Annotated in this window: 10 protein-coding genes; 4 read left to right on the forward strand and 6 right to left on the reverse strand. The window is 75.7% G+C overall.

The genetic code is table 11. From position 1 onward, the window contains the following. The 6 genes from ABZY91_RS30260 to ABZY91_RS30285 form a co-directional block, all read right to left on the reverse strand. Nucleotides 1–977 (reverse strand): IMP dehydrogenase (locus tag ABZY91_RS30260; RefSeq protein WP_355406019.1); only part of this gene is annotated, 977 nt, incomplete at its 3' end. Between the two features lie 187 nt (nucleotides 978–1,164). After that, the gene (gene metK / locus ABZY91_RS30265) at nucleotides 1,165–2,403 is read right to left on the reverse strand and encodes a methionine adenosyltransferase (protein WP_329948184.1); all 1,239 of its coding nucleotides are present in this window, start codon (nucleotides 2,401–2,403) and stop codon (nucleotides 1,165–1,167) included. 175 nt (nucleotides 2,404–2,578) lie between these two features. Continuing rightward, complete coding sequence (locus ABZY91_RS30270; RefSeq protein ID WP_355406020.1) at nucleotides 2,579–4,600, reverse strand: FAD/NAD(P)-binding protein; 2,022 nt, start codon at nucleotides 4,598–4,600, stop codon at nucleotides 2,579–2,581. A 240-nt stretch (nucleotides 4,601–4,840) separates the two neighbouring features. Then, on the reverse strand, nucleotides 4,841–5,815 hold the full coding sequence (locus tag ABZY91_RS30275) for a quinone oxidoreductase (protein ID WP_329948182.1): 975 nt from the start codon (nucleotides 5,813–5,815) through the stop codon (nucleotides 4,841–4,843). After that, nucleotides 5,812–6,837: a DMT family transporter gene (locus ABZY91_RS30280; RefSeq protein WP_355406021.1), complete on the reverse strand. Its 1,026-nt coding sequence runs from the start codon at nucleotides 6,835–6,837 to the stop codon at nucleotides 5,812–5,814. The genes ABZY91_RS30275 and ABZY91_RS30280 overlap by 4 nt, the downstream gene beginning before the upstream one ends. 68 nt (nucleotides 6,838–6,905) lie before the next feature. Continuing rightward, nucleotides 6,906–7,760: an SAM-dependent chlorinase/fluorinase gene (locus ABZY91_RS30285; RefSeq protein ID WP_355406022.1), complete on the reverse strand. Its 855-nt coding sequence runs from the start codon at nucleotides 7,758–7,760 to the stop codon at nucleotides 6,906–6,908. Between the two features lie 551 nt (nucleotides 7,761–8,311). On the opposite strand from ABZY91_RS30285, the gene ABZY91_RS30290 reads away from it, so the two are divergent. From ABZY91_RS30290 to ABZY91_RS30305, 4 genes are all read left to right on the forward strand, one after another. Further along, nucleotides 8,312–14,671: a tetratricopeptide repeat protein gene (locus ABZY91_RS30290; protein ID WP_355406023.1), complete on the forward strand. Its 6,360-nt coding sequence runs from the start codon at nucleotides 8,312–8,314 to the stop codon at nucleotides 14,669–14,671. Nucleotides 14,672–14,674: 3 nt separating this feature from the next. Then, nucleotides 14,675–16,009: a CHAT domain-containing protein gene (locus ABZY91_RS30295; RefSeq protein WP_355406024.1), complete on the forward strand. Its 1,335-nt coding sequence runs from the start codon at nucleotides 14,675–14,677 to the stop codon at nucleotides 16,007–16,009. Next, entirely contained in the window at nucleotides 16,006–17,031 is a 1,026-nt protein-coding gene (locus tag ABZY91_RS30300; protein WP_329880716.1) for a hypothetical protein, read from the forward strand. Before ABZY91_RS30295 ends, ABZY91_RS30300 begins: the two co-directional genes overlap by 4 nt. Before the next feature lie 371 nt (nucleotides 17,032–17,402). Continuing rightward, entirely contained in the window at nucleotides 17,403–18,656 is a 1,254-nt protein-coding gene (locus tag ABZY91_RS30305) for a helix-turn-helix domain-containing protein (protein ID WP_355406025.1), read from the forward strand. Nucleotides 18,657–18,886 lie beyond the last annotated feature (230 nt).

Raw genomic sequence — 18,886 nt, forward strand, 5'->3', positions numbered from 1 at the left:
TGCGGACGGCCCACGCCGGTCATCATCCGGGTGGTGCACATCGCGCCCGGCCCGACCCCGACCTTCAGGATGTCGGCGCCCGCCTCGACGAGGTCCCGCACGCCCTCGGCGGTGACCACGTTCCCGGCGATCAGGGGCACGCCCGGGTCGAGCGCACGGACCAGGCCGAGCGCCTTGAGCATGGCCTCCTGGTGGCCGTGCGCGGTGTCGACGACCAGGGCGTCGACACCGGCCTCCAGCAGGCGGGCGGCCCGGCCGGGCACGTCGCCGTTGATGCCGACCGCGGCCGCGACCCGCAACCGGCCGGCGGCGTCGACGGCGGGTGCGTAGAGGGTGGCGCGCAGCGCTCCGGTGCGGGTGAGGATGCCGACCAGCCGGCCGGCGCGGTCGACCGCCGGGGCGTAGCGGTGGTTGGCCGCGTCCAGCTCGGCGAAGGCGCCGCGCGGGTCGGCGGCGGCGGTGTCGGCGTCGAGGAGCAGCAGGTCGCGGGACATGACGCGGTCCAGCGGGGTGAAGCGGTCGACGCCGGTGAGGTCGCGGTCGGTGACGACGCCGACGGGCCGGTGGGCGTCGTCGACCACCACGCCCGCGTCATGGGCCCGCTTGGGGAGCAGGGCGAGCGCTTCGCCGACCGTCTGCGCGGGGCCGAGGACGATCGGGGTGTCCAGGACGAGGTGCCGGCTCTTCACGAAGGCGACGGTGTCGGCGACCACGGCGGGCGGGACGTCCTGCGGCAGCACGGCGAGCGCGCCCCGGCGGGCGACCGTCTCGGCCATCCGGCGGCCGGCGACGGCGGTCATGTTGGCGACGACCAGCGGGACGGTGGTGCCGGTGCCGTCGTTCGAGGAGAGGTCGACCTCCTGCCGGGAGCCCACGGCGGAGCGGCCGGGGATCATGAAGACGTCGTCGTAGGTGAGGTCGTGACCGGTCGGAGGGGTGGCCGACGGGCGGCCGGTGCCCGGTTCCAGGAAGCGCATGGGTCGTCCGCCAGGGTGGGGAGGGGGGCGGGTGCGGGGTGCACCCGCCCCGGGTCGGAGGCGCGGTTCACGGTTCGTGGTTCAGGTGCGTGGTTCAGGTGCGTGGCTCGTGGTTCGTGGGTCGGAGGCGTGGTTCGCGGAGGGCGGGTTGCCGCCCGCTCTCTGCCGGCCGCTGACCGCCCGCGGGTCAGCGGCCGGCCGCGGCGCGCAGGGCCTGGGCGCGGTCGGTGCGCTCCCAGGTGAAGTCCGGCAGCTCCCGCCCGAAGTGCCCGTACGCGGCGGTGGCGGCGTAGATCGGCCGGAGCAGGTCGAGGTCACGGATGAGGGCGGCCGGTCGCAGGTCGAAGACCGCGGCGACGGCCGCACCGATCCGCTCCGGGGCGACGGTCTCGGTGCCGAAGGTCTCGACGAAGAGGCCGACCGGCTGGGCCTTCCCGATCGCGTAGGCGACCTGGAGTTCGCAGCGGGTGGCCAGCCCGGCGGCGACCACGTTCTTGGCGGCCCAGCGCATCGCGTACGCGGCGGAGCGGTCGACCTTGGACGGGTCCTTGCCGGAGAAGGCGCCGCCGCCGTGGCGGGCCATGCCGCCGTAGGTGTCGATGATGATCTTGCGGCCGGTCAGGCCGGCGTCGCCCATCGGGCCGCCGATCTCGAACCGGCCGGTCGGGTTGACGAGCAGGCGGTAGCCGTCGGTGGCCAGCTTGATGCCGTCCTCGGCGAGGAGTTCGAGCACGGGCTCGACCACGTACTCGCGGATGTCGGGGGTGAGGTGGCCGTCGAGGCTGATCTCGGCGGCGTGCTGGGCGGAGACCACCACGGTGTCGAGGCGGACCGGCCGGCCGCCGTCGTACTCGATGGTGACCTGGGTCTTGCCGTCGGGGCGCAGGTAGGGGATCGCCCCGTTCCTGCGGACCTCGGCGAGGCGGCGGGAGAGCCGGTGGGCCAGGTCGATCGGGACGGGCATCAGGGTCGGTGTCTCGTCGGTGGCGTAGCCGAACATGAGGCCCTGGTCGCCGGCGCCCTGCCGGTCCAGGTCGTCGGCGTCGCCGTCGGCTGCGGACCGGCCCGGCGAGGACCCTCCGACGCGCGCCTCGTAGGCGCTGTCGACGCCCTGCGCGATGTCGGGGGACTGCGCGCCGATCGAGACCGAGACGCCGCAGGAGGTGCCGTCGAAGCCCTTCTCCGAGGAGTCGTAGCCGATCTCCCGGATCTTCGCGCGGGCGAGGGCGGCGACGTCGGCGTGGGCGGTGGTGGTCACCTCCCCGGCGATGTGCACCTGGCCGGTGGTGATCAGCGTCTCCACGGCGACCCGGGAGGCCGGGTCCTCGCGGAGCAGCGCGTCGAGGATGGTGTCGCTGATCTGGTCGGCGATCTTGTCGGGGTGGCCCTCGGTCACGGATTCCGAGGTGAACAGCCGCCTGGACATGGCGAATCCCTGGAAGGTCGGCGGTCCGGGCGGACCGCGGGCGGGCGGAGCGGGGCGGGGGCAACGACGGGTGCGAACGGCGGGTGCAGGGGGCGACGGAGGGCGCAGATGCAGCGGCGGGTGCAGCGGCCGGTGCGGGGAGGGTGCGGGGAGGGGCGGTGGTACGGCGTGGCGGTCAGACCGCCACGCCGGTGTGCGGGGCGGGCGCGGTGGCCTGGGAGACCGGCGCGGGCACGGGCGCCGGCGCCGCGGCCGGCAGGAGCGGGTGCAGGGCGAGGACGGCGCGGGCGATGGCGTCCGAGTCGCCGAGGGTCACCGAGTTGACGCCCGGCCGGATGCCGGCGGCGGTGACCCAGTGCACGGCCTCCGTCGGGACTCCGTAGGCGAACCTCCGGGGGTGGGCGCGGCCGTCCGCGGCGAGCAGCCGGTAGGGGCGTTCGGTGACGGCCAGGCCGCCGGTCTCGTACGCCGCGCCGGAGGTGTCCCGGATCCGGTAGGTGCGGGCCTGTCCGGCGTCGAGCAGCCGCCGCAGCAGCCGGTCGCCGGTGCGGCGGAGGTCCGGTTCGGGCAGCCGCGCCTCGATCAGGGCCCGCGCGCGCACCGGCGGCGCGTCGACGGCGGGGGAGTGGGCGGTGAAGGAGGGCTGCGGCCCGGTGGTGTCGAGGCCGATCCGGACGTCCGGGCCGAGGACCTCGACGACGCCGGCCTCGATCAGGGCGCGCAGTTCGTCGATCCGGGAGGCCGGCGGGCCGATGGAGAGGAACGCGTTCAGCGGGGTGTACCAGGACTCCAGGTCGTCACGGTAGGAGGAGCCCTCGATGCCGCCGTGGTCGACGGCGAGCCGGATCTCGTTGCGCAGGTCGCGCAGCACGTCGAGGGCCGCCTTGAGCGGTCCGCTGAGGTTGCCGGACCGGGCCTCGCGGGCGTCCCGGGCCAGTTGGCCGAGGAGCCAGCCTCGGTGTTCCGCCCGGTCGCCGAAGCGCCGGTCGGCGTGCGGGTGGGCGAGGGCGTGCCAGTCCCAGCGCTCCGTCTCGGGTATCCGGTGCCGGTCGAGCAGGGCGGCCCGCCGGTCGGGGTCGGTGCCGAGGTACTCCTCGGCCAGCCGGGCGCCGGTCTCCGGGTGGCCGGTCGCGGCGAGCAGCGTGGCGTAGTACACGGCCTCCACCTCGCGGGCGACCAGCGGCCACAGGTCGTCGGCGAAGCGCACCGGCTCGCCCGCCTCGGCCCGCTTGCGCAGCCGGGCGACGTACTCCTCGGTGAGCAGCCGGGGGGTGTGGCGGCCGTGGGCGCCCTTCTCGTTCTCGCCGCGCGCGTGGTACGGCACGCCGCGGCGGGAGCCGGCCACGATCAGCGGCTCGCGACCGGAGGGGTGGTAGACCAGCCGGCCGCCGTGTTCGGCGAACCGGCCGCCGCGGCCGCGGGTGAGCAGGGCCAGGTGGTCGAAGAAGTTGAGTCCGAGACCGCGGACCAGGACGGGGCGGCCGGGCGGCAGGGTGGACAGGTCGACGTCGGCGGGGTTGGCGGGCGGGAGGTAGGTGAGACCGTGTGCGGCGGCGGCGCGGGCCAGGGCGCGTTCGCCGGAGGTCGCGCCGGCCGGGACGTGGCCGAGGGCGAGGACGACCGCGTCCAGGCCGACGAGCCGCCGGCCGTCCGCGAGGGTGAGCACCTGGGACGCTCCGGGGAGCGGGTCTGTGTCGTCCAACCCGACGGCACGGGTGCGGTGTTCGACGACCCGGCAGTGTGCCGGGGCGGTGGAGCGGACGCGCCGGTAGACGTCGACCAGGTACCGGCCGTAGAAGGCGCGGGTCGGGTAGGCGTCCGGCGACAGATCGCGGGCCTCGGCCCGGACCGGGACGTCGTACTCGCCCGGACCGCCGTGCGGGACGGTCGACTTGGCCCACTGGTAGAGGCTCGGGCCCTCCTCGACCGGGCCGTCGATGGTGACGCTCGGGTCGGTGAAGACGGTGACCTGGGAGGCCACGGTGTTCATCAGCAGCAGGCGGGACTGGGTGGTCCGCCAGACCCGCCCGGCGCCGGGCGGGTAGGGGTCGACGAGGTGGACGGTCAGCGCGGCGGCCGACGGGCGGGACCGTTCGTTGGCCAGCAGCCGTTCGAGGACGGAGAGGCCGCGGGGGCCGGCGCCGACCACGGCGATCTGCCGGTGCCGGGCCGACGGGCCGGGGGAGTGGGGAGCCATGGTCGATGTCCTCCCGTTCTGGGTCGACGCCCCGCCGGCGAAGGCGGAGTCCGGCGGGGCGTCGGGCAGGTGTGGTGCGACGATGGTGACGCGGTCGTGACGCGGTCGTGACGGGCCCCGGGGCGGCGTGACGCGGCCGTTCCCGGGGGCGGTGCGGAACCCGTGCGCCGGACCCTCGCGCCTCGAATCCCGTGCGCCGGAACCTCGCGCGCCGGAATCTCGCGCGCCGGAACCCGTGCGTCAGGGGTGGCGCAGCAGGATCTTGCCGAGGCTCTCGCGGCGCTCCAGCTGCGCGTGCGCGGCGGGGGCGTCGGCGAAGTCGTACTCGCGGTCGATCCGGGCCCGCAGTGAGCCGTCGATCAGGCCGGAGAAGAGGTCGCCGGTCCGGGTGGTGAACTCCTCGCGGGTCCGGACGTGGTGGGTGAGGCTGGGCCAGGTGAGCCGCAGCGAGCCCTTCTGGACGAGGAGGAACGGGTCGATCGGGTCGGGGGTGCCGCTGGCCCGGCCGTAGACGACCAGGGTGCCGCGCGGGCGCAGCGAGTCGAGGCTGTCGAGGAAGGTCACCTTGCCGACCGAGTCGTACACCGCGTCGGCGCCCACGCCGTCGGTGACCCGGTGGACGACCTCCCGGAAGTTCTCCCGGTCGTAGCGGACCACGGTGTCGGCGCCGAGCCCGGCGATCAGCTCGGCCTTCTCGTCGGTGGAGACGGTGCCGATCACGTGGGCACCGGCGCGCTTGGCGAACTGGACCAGGAACTGCCCGACCCCGCCGGCCGCCGCGTGCACCACGACCACCTGGCCCTTGGCGATCGGGTGCGAGTCGTGGGCCAGGTAGTGGGCGGTCAGGCCCTGGAGCATCGCGGCGGCGGCCCGGCCGGAGTCCAGGCCGTCCGGCACGGCCGCCGCCAGGCGGACCGGCACGGTGACGAACTCGGCGTAGGCGCCGGGTACTTCGCCGTACGCGACGCGGTCGCCGACGGCCACCTCGGTGACGCCGGGGCCGACGGCGTCCACCGTGCCGACGGCGTCCATGCCCGGGACGAAGGGCAGCGGAACGGGGAAGACGCCCTGCCGGTGGTAGACGTCGACGTAGTTGACGCCGATGACCTCGGTGCGGATGCGGATCTCGCCGTCGGCGGGCTCCGTCACCGGCACGTCGTCGTCGACGCGCAGCTGCTCGGGGCCGCCGTGGGCGTGGACGCGGATCGCCTTCATGGGGTGGTACCTCGGCTGTTCTGGTAGGCGGGGTTGGCGGGTACGGGCGACGGCAGGCTGCCGCCGTCCGGGATCGGCAGGGTGTCGGTGGCCGGCGCGGAGGCCGGTTCGGGGGCCGGCGCGGTGGCCGGTTCGGGGGCCGGAGGACGTGCGGGGCGGTTGGACACCAGGCCGCCGGCGATCATCAGGACGCCGCCGGCCAGTTGCAGCGGCGTGGGCGCCAGCGACAGGGCCAGCAGGCTGACGACGACCGTGAAGGCCGGCTCCAGCTGCAGCACGCTCGCGGTCTCCCAGGGCCGCAGCCGGTCCAGGGCCAGGTGCAGCGTCACGTACGCCAGGCAGAAGTTGGTGACGGCGAGCAGGAGTTGGAGGAGGAGGGTGCCCGCGCCGGGGTGCCAGCGCAGCGGACCGGGCGCGAGCAGCAGGACCGGCAGCAGCACCACCGTCGCCAGGACCAGCCGCCAGAGGCTCAGCTGGAGCGCCGGCACCCGGGCCATCAGTGACTTGGCGGGAAGGAAGGCGAGACCGGCCAGGACGGCGCCGGCCAGGACGAGCAGGTCGCCGCTGCCGACGGCCGTGAAGCCCGCGCCGGGTTCGCGCAGCACCACCAGCACGCCGCCGGCCAGGGTGACGGCGAGACCGGTGGACTGCCACCAGCGGAGCCGGTCACCGAGCAGGAACACCGAGGCGAGGACCGCCGTCGGCCCCTGGAGCTGGATCAGGAAGCCGCCGTTGACCGGGGTGGTCCGGCTCAGCCCGGTGATCACCAGGGCCAGCGAGAGGCCGGTGCCGACCACCGCGACGAAGCCGATCCGTGCCCAGTCCCGGGCGGAGAGCCCGCGCGGGACCAGCGGTCGGCGGCGCGCCACCAGGTATCCGGCCAGCAGCGCGGCGCCGATCGACAGGTTGAGCTCGGTGGTCAGCAACGGATCGATCTCGCGGGTCACCCGGTTGGCCAGGACGGCGCCGGCGCCGAAGAAGGCGGCGGTCAGCAGCGCGTATAGGTAGCCCTGCGCGCGCACGGTGGTGGGCCCTTCCGGTCGATGGGGCGGGTGGGGGCGGGTGGGGGCGGGATCCGCGGGGGCCGGGGTCAGCGGACCTTCACCCGGACGGTGTGGCCGCGCTCGACCCCGTACCGGGCCGCGAAGTTGCCCTGGTTGAGCGCGAGGCCGAGCTGGTCGCGGCTGGCGATGTAGGCGAGCGGCTCGCCCTCGCCGGTCTCGCCGAAGGTGCGGCGCAGCGGGGTGGAGAGCCGGGCGCCCCCGATCTCGATCTCCAGGGCGGCCTCGAAATCGACGCCCTGGCCGTCCAGGAATTCCCGGGTGATGCTGGTCCAGACGTTTCCGTAGTTCTTGTCGAGAATCGCGACCTCGCCGACTATCCAGCCGTCCTCCACGGTGGGTTCGGCGACGTCCAGCAGCGTGATGTCGGAAACTTCGATCTCGTCGCCGATTTCGCTGAACGATATTCCGTTGGCGATGTGCGCGGCGGCGGAAATGACGATGTCGCGACCGTAGAACGTCGGGTCGATGACCGGTCGGCGGACCTTCTCGGAGGTGATGCGGCGCACCTCGGCCACGCCCGCCTCCTTGACGATGCGGGTGAGCAGTCCGTTGTCGGGTGCGAAGTAGGTGTGCCCCTGGGGCGTGCGGAGGCCGATCGCGTTGTCCTGGACGCCGGTGTGCGGGAAGGTGACGCACGCGAACACGGCGTCGCCGGGGAAGTACCGGAACGAGTCGCGGATGTAGAGGCTGGCCTCGTAGATGTCGAACGGCGTCACGTCGTGGGTGACGTCGATGATGTTGGCGTGCGGGGCGATGCTGAGCACCATGCCCTTGCAGATGCCGACGGCGTCGTCGACGAGCCCGAAGTCGGTGAGCAGCCCGACGATCGGCCGGGGCGCGAGCAGGCCGGTGGCGGCGGTGGCTGCGGGGGAGACGGACATGCTGAACCCTTTCAGGATTACCGAAACGGGACGGCGTGCTTTGGGGGTGACGGGCCGGAACGCCGCAGGGCGGTCGGGAATATCCGGCGGGAATCCCCTGGTAAAGGGCGATTCAAGCGGCGCGAGATTGAAGCGAGGCTAGCACCCGGTCGGCGCCGAAGAAAGCTTGTGCTGTTGCGGCCGCATTAAGTCGGTTCGACAAACCGGAATGATGCCCGCCACTTGGGGAAATGTGCCGGTCGGGGCCGTGGAATAGTGCGCACGGGTCGGCGGAAAATACCATGACCTGGTCGGACGGGTGCGTACGTGCGCACCCGCATTCGTGTGCGGACCGGTCCCGGCCGACACGGGCGGTCGTGGACGCCGGACGCGCCGGTGAACGTGCTCGCGGACCCGCGTGCGGGCGCGGCCACCGAGGACCGGGCCTGACGGAACGTCACAACTGGGCCTCGGTCGCCGCAAGCCGGCCGAACGCGCAGACGGCGCGCCCCGCGGCCGCTACGGTGGGCGGCAGCCGAAACCGGGGGGCGGGCGCCGACGTGAACATCTCCATGACGACGTACGTCCGTCCCGAGGACGGCGTGCCCGGCCACGAGCCGTTCGAGCAGCGCCCCCGAGCGGTCTCGTCGGCGGTCACCGACGGGAACCCGCACGCCGAGCAGCGGGCGGTGGTGCTGACGCCGGAGGCCGAAGCCGCGGCCCTGACGGTCGAGGCCGCACCGAAGTCCCACCACCTGCCACCCCGGCCGACCGGTGAACTGGTCGGCCGGGAAGCGGAGGTGGACGCGATCGGCGAGGCCCTGGCCGAGGGCGGCGGTCTGGTCACCCAGGCGGCCACCCTGCACGGCCTGGGCGGCGTCGGCAAGACGGCGCTGGCACTGCACTACGCCTACAAGCACGTCAACACCTACGGGCTGATCTGGTGGATCACCGCCGAGTCGGAGGAACAGATCGCCGAGGCCCTCGCGGACCTCGCCGTCCACCTGCACCGCGACTGGGCGCTGACCGAGCCCCTGAGCCGCCAGGCCGAGTGGGCGGTGGCCTGGCTGCGCGCGCACGAGAACTGGCTGCTGGTCTTCGACAACGTCGAGGACCCGGTCCACCTGGCGCCCTACCTCAGCCGGTTGCTCGGCCGCGGCCACCAACTGGTCACCAGCAGACGCGCCGACGGCTGGCACCAGGGCATCCGCCCGATCCGGATCGACGTCCTCGACGCACCGCTCGCCGTCCAGTTGCTCTGGGACACCGCCCGGCCGGGTGAGGAGCCCGCCGGGGCCGACGAGGTCGAGCAGGCCGAGGCCCGGGCGCTGGCCGACGAGCTCGGGCACCTGCCGCTCGCCCTCTCCCAGGCGGGCGCCCACGTCCAGCAGGCCCGGACGACCTTCGGCGCCTTCCGGGAACTGCTGCGCGCCGTCGCCCCGTCCGAGTCGCCCGCCATGCCCTCGGCCCTCGACACGGTCTCGCGGCTCTGGCGCACCACGCTGCACACCGTCGGGCGGACCGCCCCGTTCGCCGTCGAGCTGCTGCGCACGCTGGCCTGGTACGCCCCGGAGGCACTGCCGAGCGAGGCGCTGCGGCCGTTCGGCTCCCGGAGTCCGAAGGAGGTGGACACCGCCCTGAAGGTGCTGGCGGGATATCACCTCATCACCCTCGGGCCGCAGACGGTGGCGGTCCACCGGCTGCTCCGGAGCGTCCTGCGGGCGGGTGACCAGGACCGGAGGGTCCGTTCGCGGGCCGAGCGGAACCTCGCCGCCGCGGTGGCCCGTCTCTGGCCGGAGGCCGACCAGGAGGCCCGCCGGGCACTGCTGCCGCACATCAGGGAGCTGGCGTCCTCCGTCGACTCCTCGTCGCGCCCCACGCCGGAGACGATCGAGCTCTACCGGCTGGCCGCCGAGGAACTCCCCGAGCCGGAACAGCGGGTCTTCGTGATACCCCTGGTCGCGGCGGTCGCCGACGGCCGGCGCCGGTTGCTGGGCGCCGACCACCCCGAGACGCTCGCCGCCCGGGGCAGGCTCGCCGAACTCCACGCCCGGGTCGGCGATCCGGCCCGGGCGGTCGAGCTCTGCCGGGCCGTGGTGGCCGACCGCAGCCGGGCCCAGGGCCCCGACCACCCCGCCGTCCTGGCCGACCGGCACTCCCTCGCCCACGCCTACCGGAAGGCGGGCGACCACGGGCGGGCGGTCGAGGAGTTCCGGACGGTGGTGACGGAGCGCGCCCGGGTCCTGGGCGCCGACCACCCGGACACCCTCGCCGGCCGCGCCGGGCTCGCCTACGCGCTCCAGGTGTCGGGCCACCGCCTGGAGGCGGTCGCGGAGTTCGAGCTCCTCCAGGAGGACCTCGTACGGGTCCTCGGTCCCGACCACGCGGACACCCTGGCCGGACGGAACAGCCTCGCCTACGCCCAGCTCACCGCCGGGGAGCACCGGCTCGCGCTGACGCTCTACGCGCAGGCCGTCACCGACCGGACCAGGGTGCTCGGCGCCGACCACCCCGACACGCTCACCAGCCGGGGCTGGCTCGCCGCCGCCCACGCGGCCGCCGGCGACCACCGCGCCGCCGTCGCCGAGCACGAGGCCGTGGTCCGCGACCTCACGCGCACCCTCGGCGCGGACCACGGGCAGACCCTGGACGCCCGGGGCCGGCTGGTGAGGGCACGCGTCGAGGCCGGCGATCCGACGGGTGTGGTGGCCGAATCGGCGAGCCTTCAGGCGGACTGCATCCGGGTGTTGGGCGTCGACCACCCGGACGCTCTCGACGCCCGCTCCCGGTTGGCGTGGGCGTACCAGAAGGCCGGCGAGCACCGCCGCGCCGTGGCCGTCCACGAGGCCGTGGTCCAGGACCGCCGCCGGATCCAGGGGCCCGACCACCTGGACACCTTGGAGGAGCGCTCGGAGCTGGCCGAGGCCCGCCGCCTCGCCGGCGCAGCCGGGCAGGAGCTCGCCGACCGCGAGGCGCTGGTCGCCGACCGGCTGCGCGTCCAGGGCCCGCACCATCCGGACACCCTCGCGGAGCGGTCCCACCTGGCCCGCGCGTGGCAGCGGGCCGGGGACGACGGGCGGGCGGTCGACCTCGCCGAGGCCCTGGTCGAGGACCGGACGCGCGTGCAGGGCGCGGACCACCCCGGCACGCTCGGTACGCGGTGGACGCTGGCCTGGCTCTGCTCGGTCTCCGGCCTGCACGGCCGGGCGGTGGACCGGTTCGAGGCGCTGGTGGCCGACCGGACCCGGCTCCAGGGGGCCGACCACCCCGAGACCCTCGACACCCGGTGGTGGTGGGCCTGGGCGTGCCGGAGCGCCGGCGAGCACCGCCGGGCGATCGGCCTCTACGAGGAACTGGTCGCCGACCGGCTGCGGGTGTCGGGCGCCGACCACCCCGAGACGCTGTCCGCCCGGGGCGGCACGGCCTGGGCGTGCAGCGACGCCGGCGAGCACCTGCGGGCCCTCGACCTGTACGAGGCCCTGCTGGCCGACCGGGAACGCCTCCACGGCCCCGACCACCCCGGGACCCTGGTCGCCCGGGCCAGCCTCGCCCTGGCGCTCCGCAACGCGGGGCGGCACGGGCGGGCCGTCGAGACCTACGAGGCCCTGGTCGAGGACCGGACCCGCCTCCAGGGCCCGACGCACCCCGACGTCCTCGGTCTGCGGGCGGACCTCGCCCTCGCGCTCCGGGAGGCCGGCCGGCACCGCGGCGCGATCGAGCAGTACGAGGCACTGGTGGCGACGCGGACGCGCCTGTTCGGCTCCGACCACCCGGACACGCTGAACGCCAGGTCCGGTCTGGCGACCGCGCACCAGGCGGCGGGTGACCGCCGGGCGACCGGCCTGTTCGAATCCCTGGTCGCCGACCGGACCCGTCTTCAGGGGGCGGACCACCCCGAGACGCTCGTCGCCCGGGGGTGGCTCGCGTGGACCTGTCGGGAGACCGGCGACCACGGCCGCGCGGTCGAGCTGTACGACCTGCTGCTGGCCGACCGCCTGCGGCTGAAGGGCGGCGACCACCCCACGACGCTGAACACCCGCTCCGGCAGGGCCTCCGCCGTCCAGGGGAGCGGCGACCACCGGCGCGCCGTCGGCCTGCACGAGGAAGTCGTCGCCGACCGCACCCGGGTGCAGGGGGCGTTCCACCCCGACACGCTCGACGCGCGGTGGGCCCTGTCCAGGGTCTGCACGGACGCCGGCCACCTCGGCCGTGCGGTCCTCCTCCTGGAGGACCTGGCCGCGGACCGGTCCCGTGTCCAGGGGCCGGACCACCCGGGCACGCTCAACACGCGGTGGTGGCTGGCCCTGGCGTGTCGGCAGGCCGGGGACCACGCCCGCGCGCTGGAGCTCTACGGGGCCGTGCTGGCGGACCGGACGCGGGTGTCGGGCGCGGACCACGCCGAGACGCTCGTCGCCCGGTACGGGCTGGCGTGGACCCACCTGGAAGCCGGTGACCCGCTCCGCGCCGTCGCGCTCCACGAGGCCCTCCACCGGGATCGGCTCAGACTCCAGGGGCCCGACCATCCCGCGACGCTGGCCGGGCGGGTCGGCCTGCTGCACGCGCTCGTTCTCGCCGGCCGGTTCCGCGAGGCGCTCGCCGGGCAGGAGGCACTGCTGGCGGACCGCCTCCGGATCAACGGCCCCGACCATGCCGAGACCCTGGCGGCCCGTTCGATACTGGCCTGGACGCTGAGCCGTGCGGGGGACGGACCGGGGGCACTGGCGGCCCACGAGACGCTGCTCCGCGACCGGATCCGCGTCCAGGGCCCGGAGCACCCCGAGACCCTGGGCGCCCGGGCCTCCGTGGCGTACGCCCTCACGGAGGCCGGACGCGTCCGCGAGGCCCTGGACGAGCGGACGCGCCTCGTCGAGGACCGGATCCGCGTCCAGGGCGCGGAACACCCCGACACCCTGGACGCACGGTCGTGGGCGGCCGCCCTCCACCGGAACACCGGGGCGCACCGCGTGGCCGCCGACCTCTACGAGGCCCTGATCGCCGACCGGGCCCGGATCCAGGGGCCGGACCACCCCGCCACGCTCGAAGAACGCCGCCACCGTGCCCTCACGCACCGGGAGGCGGGCCGTCACCGCCAGGCGGTCCGGGAACAGGAGCTCCTGGTCGCCGACACCGTCCGGATCCACGGCTCCGACCATCTGGACAGCCTCACCGCGCGCTCCGACCTGGCGCACGCCCTGCGGTGGAGCGGGGACCACACGGCCGCCGTCGAGCTCTTCGAGTCCCTCAGGGACGACCTGACGCGGCTGCGAGGGGCCGGCCACCCCGTCACCCTGGACGTCCTGGACAGCATCGCGTACACCCTCCGCGAGGCGGGCCGGTACCCGGAGGCCGCGGCCCGGTACCGCGACCTGCGGGCGGTGGCCGCCGACGCGCTCGGCCCGGACCACCGGACGGTGCTGGACGCCCGTTCGAGCCTCGGCGTCACGCTGCGGAGGGCGGGGGACTATCGGGCGGCGGTGGACGAGCTCTCCGCGCTGGTGCCCGACTGGGTGCGGACGCTCGGACCGAACCACCCCGGGGTCTTCCTGACCGGACGCCGCCTCGCCTACGCCTCCCATCTGGCCGGTGACACCGGCACGGCCGTCACCCTGGTCGCCTCCCTGGTCGACCGGGCGGCGAAGGCGCTGGGAGCCGCGCACACCGAGACGGTGGAGTGCCGGGTGGCGCACGCCCTGTTGCTGGCGCTCGGCGCGCGGCCGTTCCGCGCGGTGGTCCTGCTGGGGGAGCTCGCCGAGGAGAGCGCCGGGAACCGGGGGCCGTACCACCCGCGCACCCTGGGCATCCGCCAGGATCTGGCCTTCGCCCGGCACCGGGCCGGGGACCACGCCGGGGCGGTGCGGGTGTACGAGGCCGTGGTCGAGGACCGCGGGCTCCGGCGCGAGGGCCTGTCCTCCGGGGTCCCCGCTCTGCTCGCGGCCGGGCACCGTGACACCGACGAGCCGATCGTGGCCGTGGCCGGCCGCCGGACGGGGGACTCCGAGCTGTTCCCCACGCTGGCGGTCGGCCTGGCCCGGGCGCTGGCGGCGGCCGGGCGGCCCGAGACCGCGGCGGACCTGCTCGCCGCCGTCCGCGCCGGGCGGGACGCCGTGATGGGGGCCGGGCACCCGATCGCGGTGGAGAGCCGGGCGGCGGCCGGGGCGGGGGCCGCCCCGGAGCCGGCCGCGCCGCTGCCGTCCCGGCGGGCCCCGGCCGCTCTGCCGGCGGGCGGCTCGGACACGACCGAACCCGGTCCGGCCGAGCCCACCGGTGCGGCGGGGCCGGGCCCGGCCGAGCCCGGCCCCGCGGTGCCCGACCCGGCCGCTACCGGCCCTGCCGTGTCCGAGCCGGCCGCGCCCGGCGAGCCCGCCCCCGGCCTCGTCTCGCCCGCCGGGGAAGCCCCCGGCGGGGGAGCCCCCGTCGAGGCGGCGCCCGACGAGCAAGCCCCTGCCGAAGCCGCCCCCGCCGAACCCTTCGGGGCGGCCGTCGCCCCGCGCGACCCGGCGGGTCCGGTCGGCGTACCGGCCGCCCGGGTCGCCTGGCGACCCCGGATCACCCTGCTCGACGAGCCCGCGGTGGGCGTCCCGGCCCGGCTGGAGCTGCGGTTCGAGCCGGACGTCGATCCGTCCGGGGCCGCGCCCGCAGACCCCGCCGACCGCGCGGAGCCCACCGACCCGGCCGACCCCGGCGGGGCGCCGGGGCTGCCGGAGCTGCACCTGGTCGCGGCCGTCGCCTCGGACGCGGTGATCGACCCGCCGGTCACCGTCTACGACCCGGCCGGTCCGCCCGCCGAGTTCGCCCTGACGCCGGCCGCGTCCGGCCGGCACCGGATCCGGATCACCGTCTACGACCGGGGCTACGGCGTCGCCCTCCAGGACCTGGAGACCGCCGTCGACGTCACCCCCGCCGTCACCGTCCAGGAAGAGGAGCAGGAGTAGCCCGTGCCCCGGGATCTCGTCGTCCAGATCCGGCAGAACCCCTCTGCCGACTTCACGTTGCTGCCGAGCCAGGGCGGCCCGGGGTACCGGCCGGGTCCGCGCGGCCCGGAGCCGCTGCTGCCGGACCGGGGCGATCCGGGGTACCGGCCGGGTCAGCGCGGCTCGGAGCCGCTGGACCTGGAGGTGTCGCTGCGGCGGCACGGCACCGCCGACCTCCTGCACATGTCCGCCAACCGGCCGGGCGAGCGCTCGCCGCTGACCCGGGGCCATCACGCCTTCCTGGACGTCCCGGCCACCCGGTTGCTGCAGAGGGCGGCCCGGTTGCGGACGGCCTGGCGGGACCAGTTGGTCAACTACCAGACGACGGACGAGGACGGGATGCCCCTGGCGTACCCGTTCGCGTCGGCCGTCGACCTGTCCGACCAGGTGAAGCTGGCCGAGAACCGCATGACGGAGCTCGCGGAGGAGGGCCGCTACCTCCTGGAGACGATGCTGGAGGGACCGGACCGGAACCTCGCCGAGTTCAGGGCGTTCCTCGTCGGCGCGCTCACCGAGGAGGGGCCGCTGCGGGTCAGCTTCGACTCGGACCTCCACCTGCCCTGGCCCATGATGGCGGTGGACAGCGGCCCGGGCGAGCCCTGGAAGGACTTCCTCGGCCACCGGCACCAGGTCGAGCAGACCGGTTCGTCCTACCAGCGCATCCAGGTCGACCACCCGACCCGCGCCCGGGCGGTGACCAGCCTCAACACCGACGCCACGCTGGAGTCGGTCGGCCGGGCGCCGGAGGTCCGGAAGCTGCTGGAGGAGCGGACCGAGCTGACCGTGCGCACCGAGTCGGCCCGCTTCCTGGAGGCGCTCGCCGGTGCGGTCCTGGACGAGGACCTGATGTACTTCTGGTGCCACGGCCAGTTCGTCGACAACGGCACCCCGTTCGCCCAGCTCGCCGTCCGGCTCTCCGACACCCGGGACATCGACGCCGACCTGGTGCGCCGTCAGCGGCGCGCGCACCTCGACGAACCGGAGGCGCTGTTCCGGCCGTTCGTGCTGCTCAACGCCTGCCACGCGGGGCAGTCGGCGGCGGCCGAGCTGGAGCACCTGGGCCGGGCCCTGGTGGAACTGGGGGCGAGGGGGGTGCTCGGACCGCAGATCGAGATCCCGCAGGTGTTCGCCGCCGAGTACGCCTTCGCCTTCCTCGACCTGTACCTCACCGGCGAGTTCACCGCGGGGGAGATCACCCGGGAACTGGCCCGGCGGTTCGTCGACGACTACGGCAATCCGCTCGCGCTCACCTACTCCCTGCACTGCGGTATCGACAGCATCCTGGAGCTCACGACATGACTGCCCCCGCCGTGGTGGACCTCGACGAGCGGGGCCGGCTGCTCGTCCCCGGGACGCGGACGCCGGTGCCCGAGTCACGGGTCGCCGAGCACCTGGCCCGGTATCTGCGGGTGCCCGCACGGGCGACCGACATCTACGTGTACGTGCACGGCTGGAACACCGGCCGGTCGGCGGCGACCCGAACCGCGGCCGGACTGGTCGAACGGGCGGCCGGGTTGCGCGGCCGGGCGCCGGAGGCGTACCCGGGACTGGCGCGCGGGTACCGGCCGTGGTGCGTGGTGGTGCGCTGGCCGTCGTCGAGCGTGCCGTCGCTCGGCGGCTACCGGCGGATCCGAGACCGCGCGCACGCCATGAGCGGGCCCGGCCGGGGACAGGCGGGCTACGTGATCGGTCACCTGCTCGGGTACCTGGACGCGGGGCGCGGGAACCCGGCCGATCCGGCGGTCCTGGCCAACCGGTCGGGGCAGTACCTGCACCTGGTCGGGCACTCCTTCGGCGGCCGGTTCCTCTGCGAGGCCGTCCAGTGGGCGGCGGAGCGGCCCGCCGCCGGGCCGCAGGTGCTGGGCTGGAGCGGGAAGGCCGATCCGGCGCGGCCGTTCACGGCGGACAGCGCGCTGATCTTCCAGATGGCGGCGCCGCGGGACGCCTTCGACCGGCTGTTCCCCCGCCTCTTCGCCGCAGCGGGCCGGTCGGGGGCGCCCCTGCGCGGGCCGGTGGTGCTCACCCACTCGCGCTGGGACCGGGCGACCGGCTTCTGGCACCTGCGGGCCGAGGGCCGGCCGGGGATCGGGCACTCCGGGACGGGGTCGGCGCCGGTCGCGCAGTACTCCGAGCGGCTGCGGGCGACGAGTACGCCCTATCCGCGGCAGGCGCTCGACCACCCGATCGTCAACATCGACGCCGGTGAGGTGTACCGGGGCAGCCGGGCGGGCCGCCGGCTGGCGCCGGCCGGTGCGCACTCGGACTTCCAGCACCCCGAGTCCGCGCACCTCCTGCTCAGCCTGGCCTCGCTCTCCCGGTGACCGGGCGGGCGCCGTCCGGCCGTCGGCGGAACGCGCCCCGCGGTACCTGACGCCGTCTCGGACGGGCGCGTTCGGGCGGGCCGCGCCCGGTGCAGCCTCCCGCCGTGGTCCGGTCGGCCCGGTCGCGTCGGTCCGCGCGGCGCGCCACGGTCCGGGGACCCGGCCCCGGAGGGTTCGTGGGCGATGCGGACGTCTTGTGAACATGCGGTGATCGGCCGTTGATCGGCCGTAGAACCGCGCCGTGGAGCATCGGCGCCAGGGGGGAACACGGTTCGACGGCCGGTCCGGTCGGCGCCGCCCCCGGCGTGCCCGGCGGCCGTGCGGACCGCCGGTCCCCGGTAGTCGGTCACCCCACGGAAGGCGGACGAGGCATGGACGGCGGTCAGTCGCTGCAGTCGACGGCGGGCTTCGGAGAGGTCCTCAGGATCCGGCGCGAGCGGGTCGGCCTGACCCAGCAGGTGCTCGCCGACCACGCGACCCTGAGCGTCCGGGCGATCCGGGACATGGAGAGCGGCCGGGTACAGCGCCCCCGGCAGGAGACGGTCCGGCTGCTGGCCGACGCGCTGCGGCTGGAGGGCCGCCACCGGACGGCCTTCGAGGCGGCCGCGCGCCGCCAGACGCTCGCCGAGGAGCCCCGGGAGGAACCGACCGCACCGCCGGTCGCCCGCGGCGCGATCGTCGGCCGCGAGCTGGAGGTGGAGGTGCTGGCCGACGCCCTCGCCGTGCACGGTGACCGGCTGGTCACCGTGGCCGGTCTCGGCGGGGTCGGCAAGACCCGGCTGGTCCTGGAGGTGGCCCGCCGGCTGCACCTCACGGCCCACTGGTCGGTGCGGTGGCTCGACTGCGCCCGGCTCCCGGCCGCCGGGACCGAACGCCGCGCCGACCTCGCCGGGGCCATCGGCGACCGTCCCACGCTGCTGGTGCTGGACGGTGCCGACGCCGGGGTGGACGCCGTCCTTCTGGACGAGCTGTTCCAGCATTGCCCCGGCCTGCGGGTGCTGATCACCGCCAGGGTGCCGCAGCCGCTGCCGGGCGGCCAGGTGATCCCGCTCGCCCCGCTGCCCACCCCCGGGCCCGAACTCGACCACGACCCGGTCGCGCTGGCCGAGGTCGGCGCCGTCCGGCTGCTCCTCTCGCACCTGCGGCGGCTGCGCCCCGGCTACCGGCTGGAGCGCGACGAGGCGCCCGCGGTGGCCGCGCTCTGCCGCCAGCTCGACGGCCTGCCCGGCGCCCTGGAACTGGCGGCCGGCTGGTCGACGGTGCTCTCGCCGCGCCAGCTGGTGGCACGGCTGGCGGACGGGCCGTTCCACCTGGCGCCGCCGCCCGCCGGGTACGGCGGGCGCGGTGACGTCGGGGCGGCGCTGGGCGCGGCACTGGAACGGCTGACGCTCGGCCAGCGGGACCTCCTGGAGCGGCTGGCGGCGGAGCCGGGGGACTGGTCGGGGGAGGACGCCGTCCAGCTCACCGGCCGGCCGCCGCAGGAGTGCTTCGCGGCGGTGCACGAGCTGCTGGCGAGCGGGCTGATCCGGAGCGTCCAGGCCCGTGAGGGCGTCCGGTTCACCGTGCTGAACCTCTGCCGCAGACTCTTCGGCGCCGCGTACCCGGTGCTGGCGACGGCGGGTTGACCGGTCAGGCCGCGCCGCCTTCCGGCAGGCCGCCGCCCACCGGCCGCCGCCCACCTGCCGGCGCCCGTGGGACGCCGCCCCGCGCCGGACGCGACGTGCGGCGCGGGGCGATACTGCCCGTCTCTTGCCGGGCGAGCTGCCGGTCCGGAGGGCCGATGCTCCCTAGCGTTCTGTTCACGGCCGGTCGGCCCGGTCGGCCCGGTCGGCCGTCCGGCCCGGCGTCGCCGGGG

The organism is Kitasatospora sp. NPDC002965 (genome assembly GCF_040611255.1).
Taxonomy (GTDB): Bacteria; Actinomycetota; Actinomycetes; order Streptomycetales; family Streptomycetaceae; genus Kitasatospora.

Excerpts from the sequence above, each read along its gene's own strand:
- ABZY91_RS30300 (WP_329880716.1), top strand. The coding sequence starts at position 16,006 with ATGACTGCCCCCGCCGTGGTGGACCTCGACGAGCGGGGCCGGCTGCTC.
- metK (WP_329948184.1), bottom strand. The coding sequence starts at position 2,403 with ATGTCCAGGCGGCTGTTCACCTCGGAATCCGTGACCGAGGGCCACCCC.
- ABZY91_RS30290 (WP_355406023.1), top strand. The coding sequence starts at position 8,312 with ATGACGACGTACGTCCGTCCCGAGGACGGCGTGCCCGGCCACGAGCCG.
- ABZY91_RS30270 (WP_355406020.1), bottom strand. The coding sequence starts at position 4,600 with ATGGCTCCCCACTCCCCCGGCCCGTCGGCCCGGCACCGGCAGATCGCC.
- ABZY91_RS30275 (WP_329948182.1), bottom strand. The coding sequence starts at position 5,815 with ATGAAGGCGATCCGCGTCCACGCCCACGGCGGCCCCGAGCAGCTGCGC.
- ABZY91_RS30285 (WP_355406022.1), bottom strand. The coding sequence starts at position 7,760 with ATGTCCGTCTCCCCCGCAGCCACCGCCGCCACCGGCCTGCTCGCGCCC.
- ABZY91_RS30305 (WP_355406025.1), top strand. The coding sequence starts at position 17,403 with ATGGACGGCGGTCAGTCGCTGCAGTCGACGGCGGGCTTCGGAGAGGTC.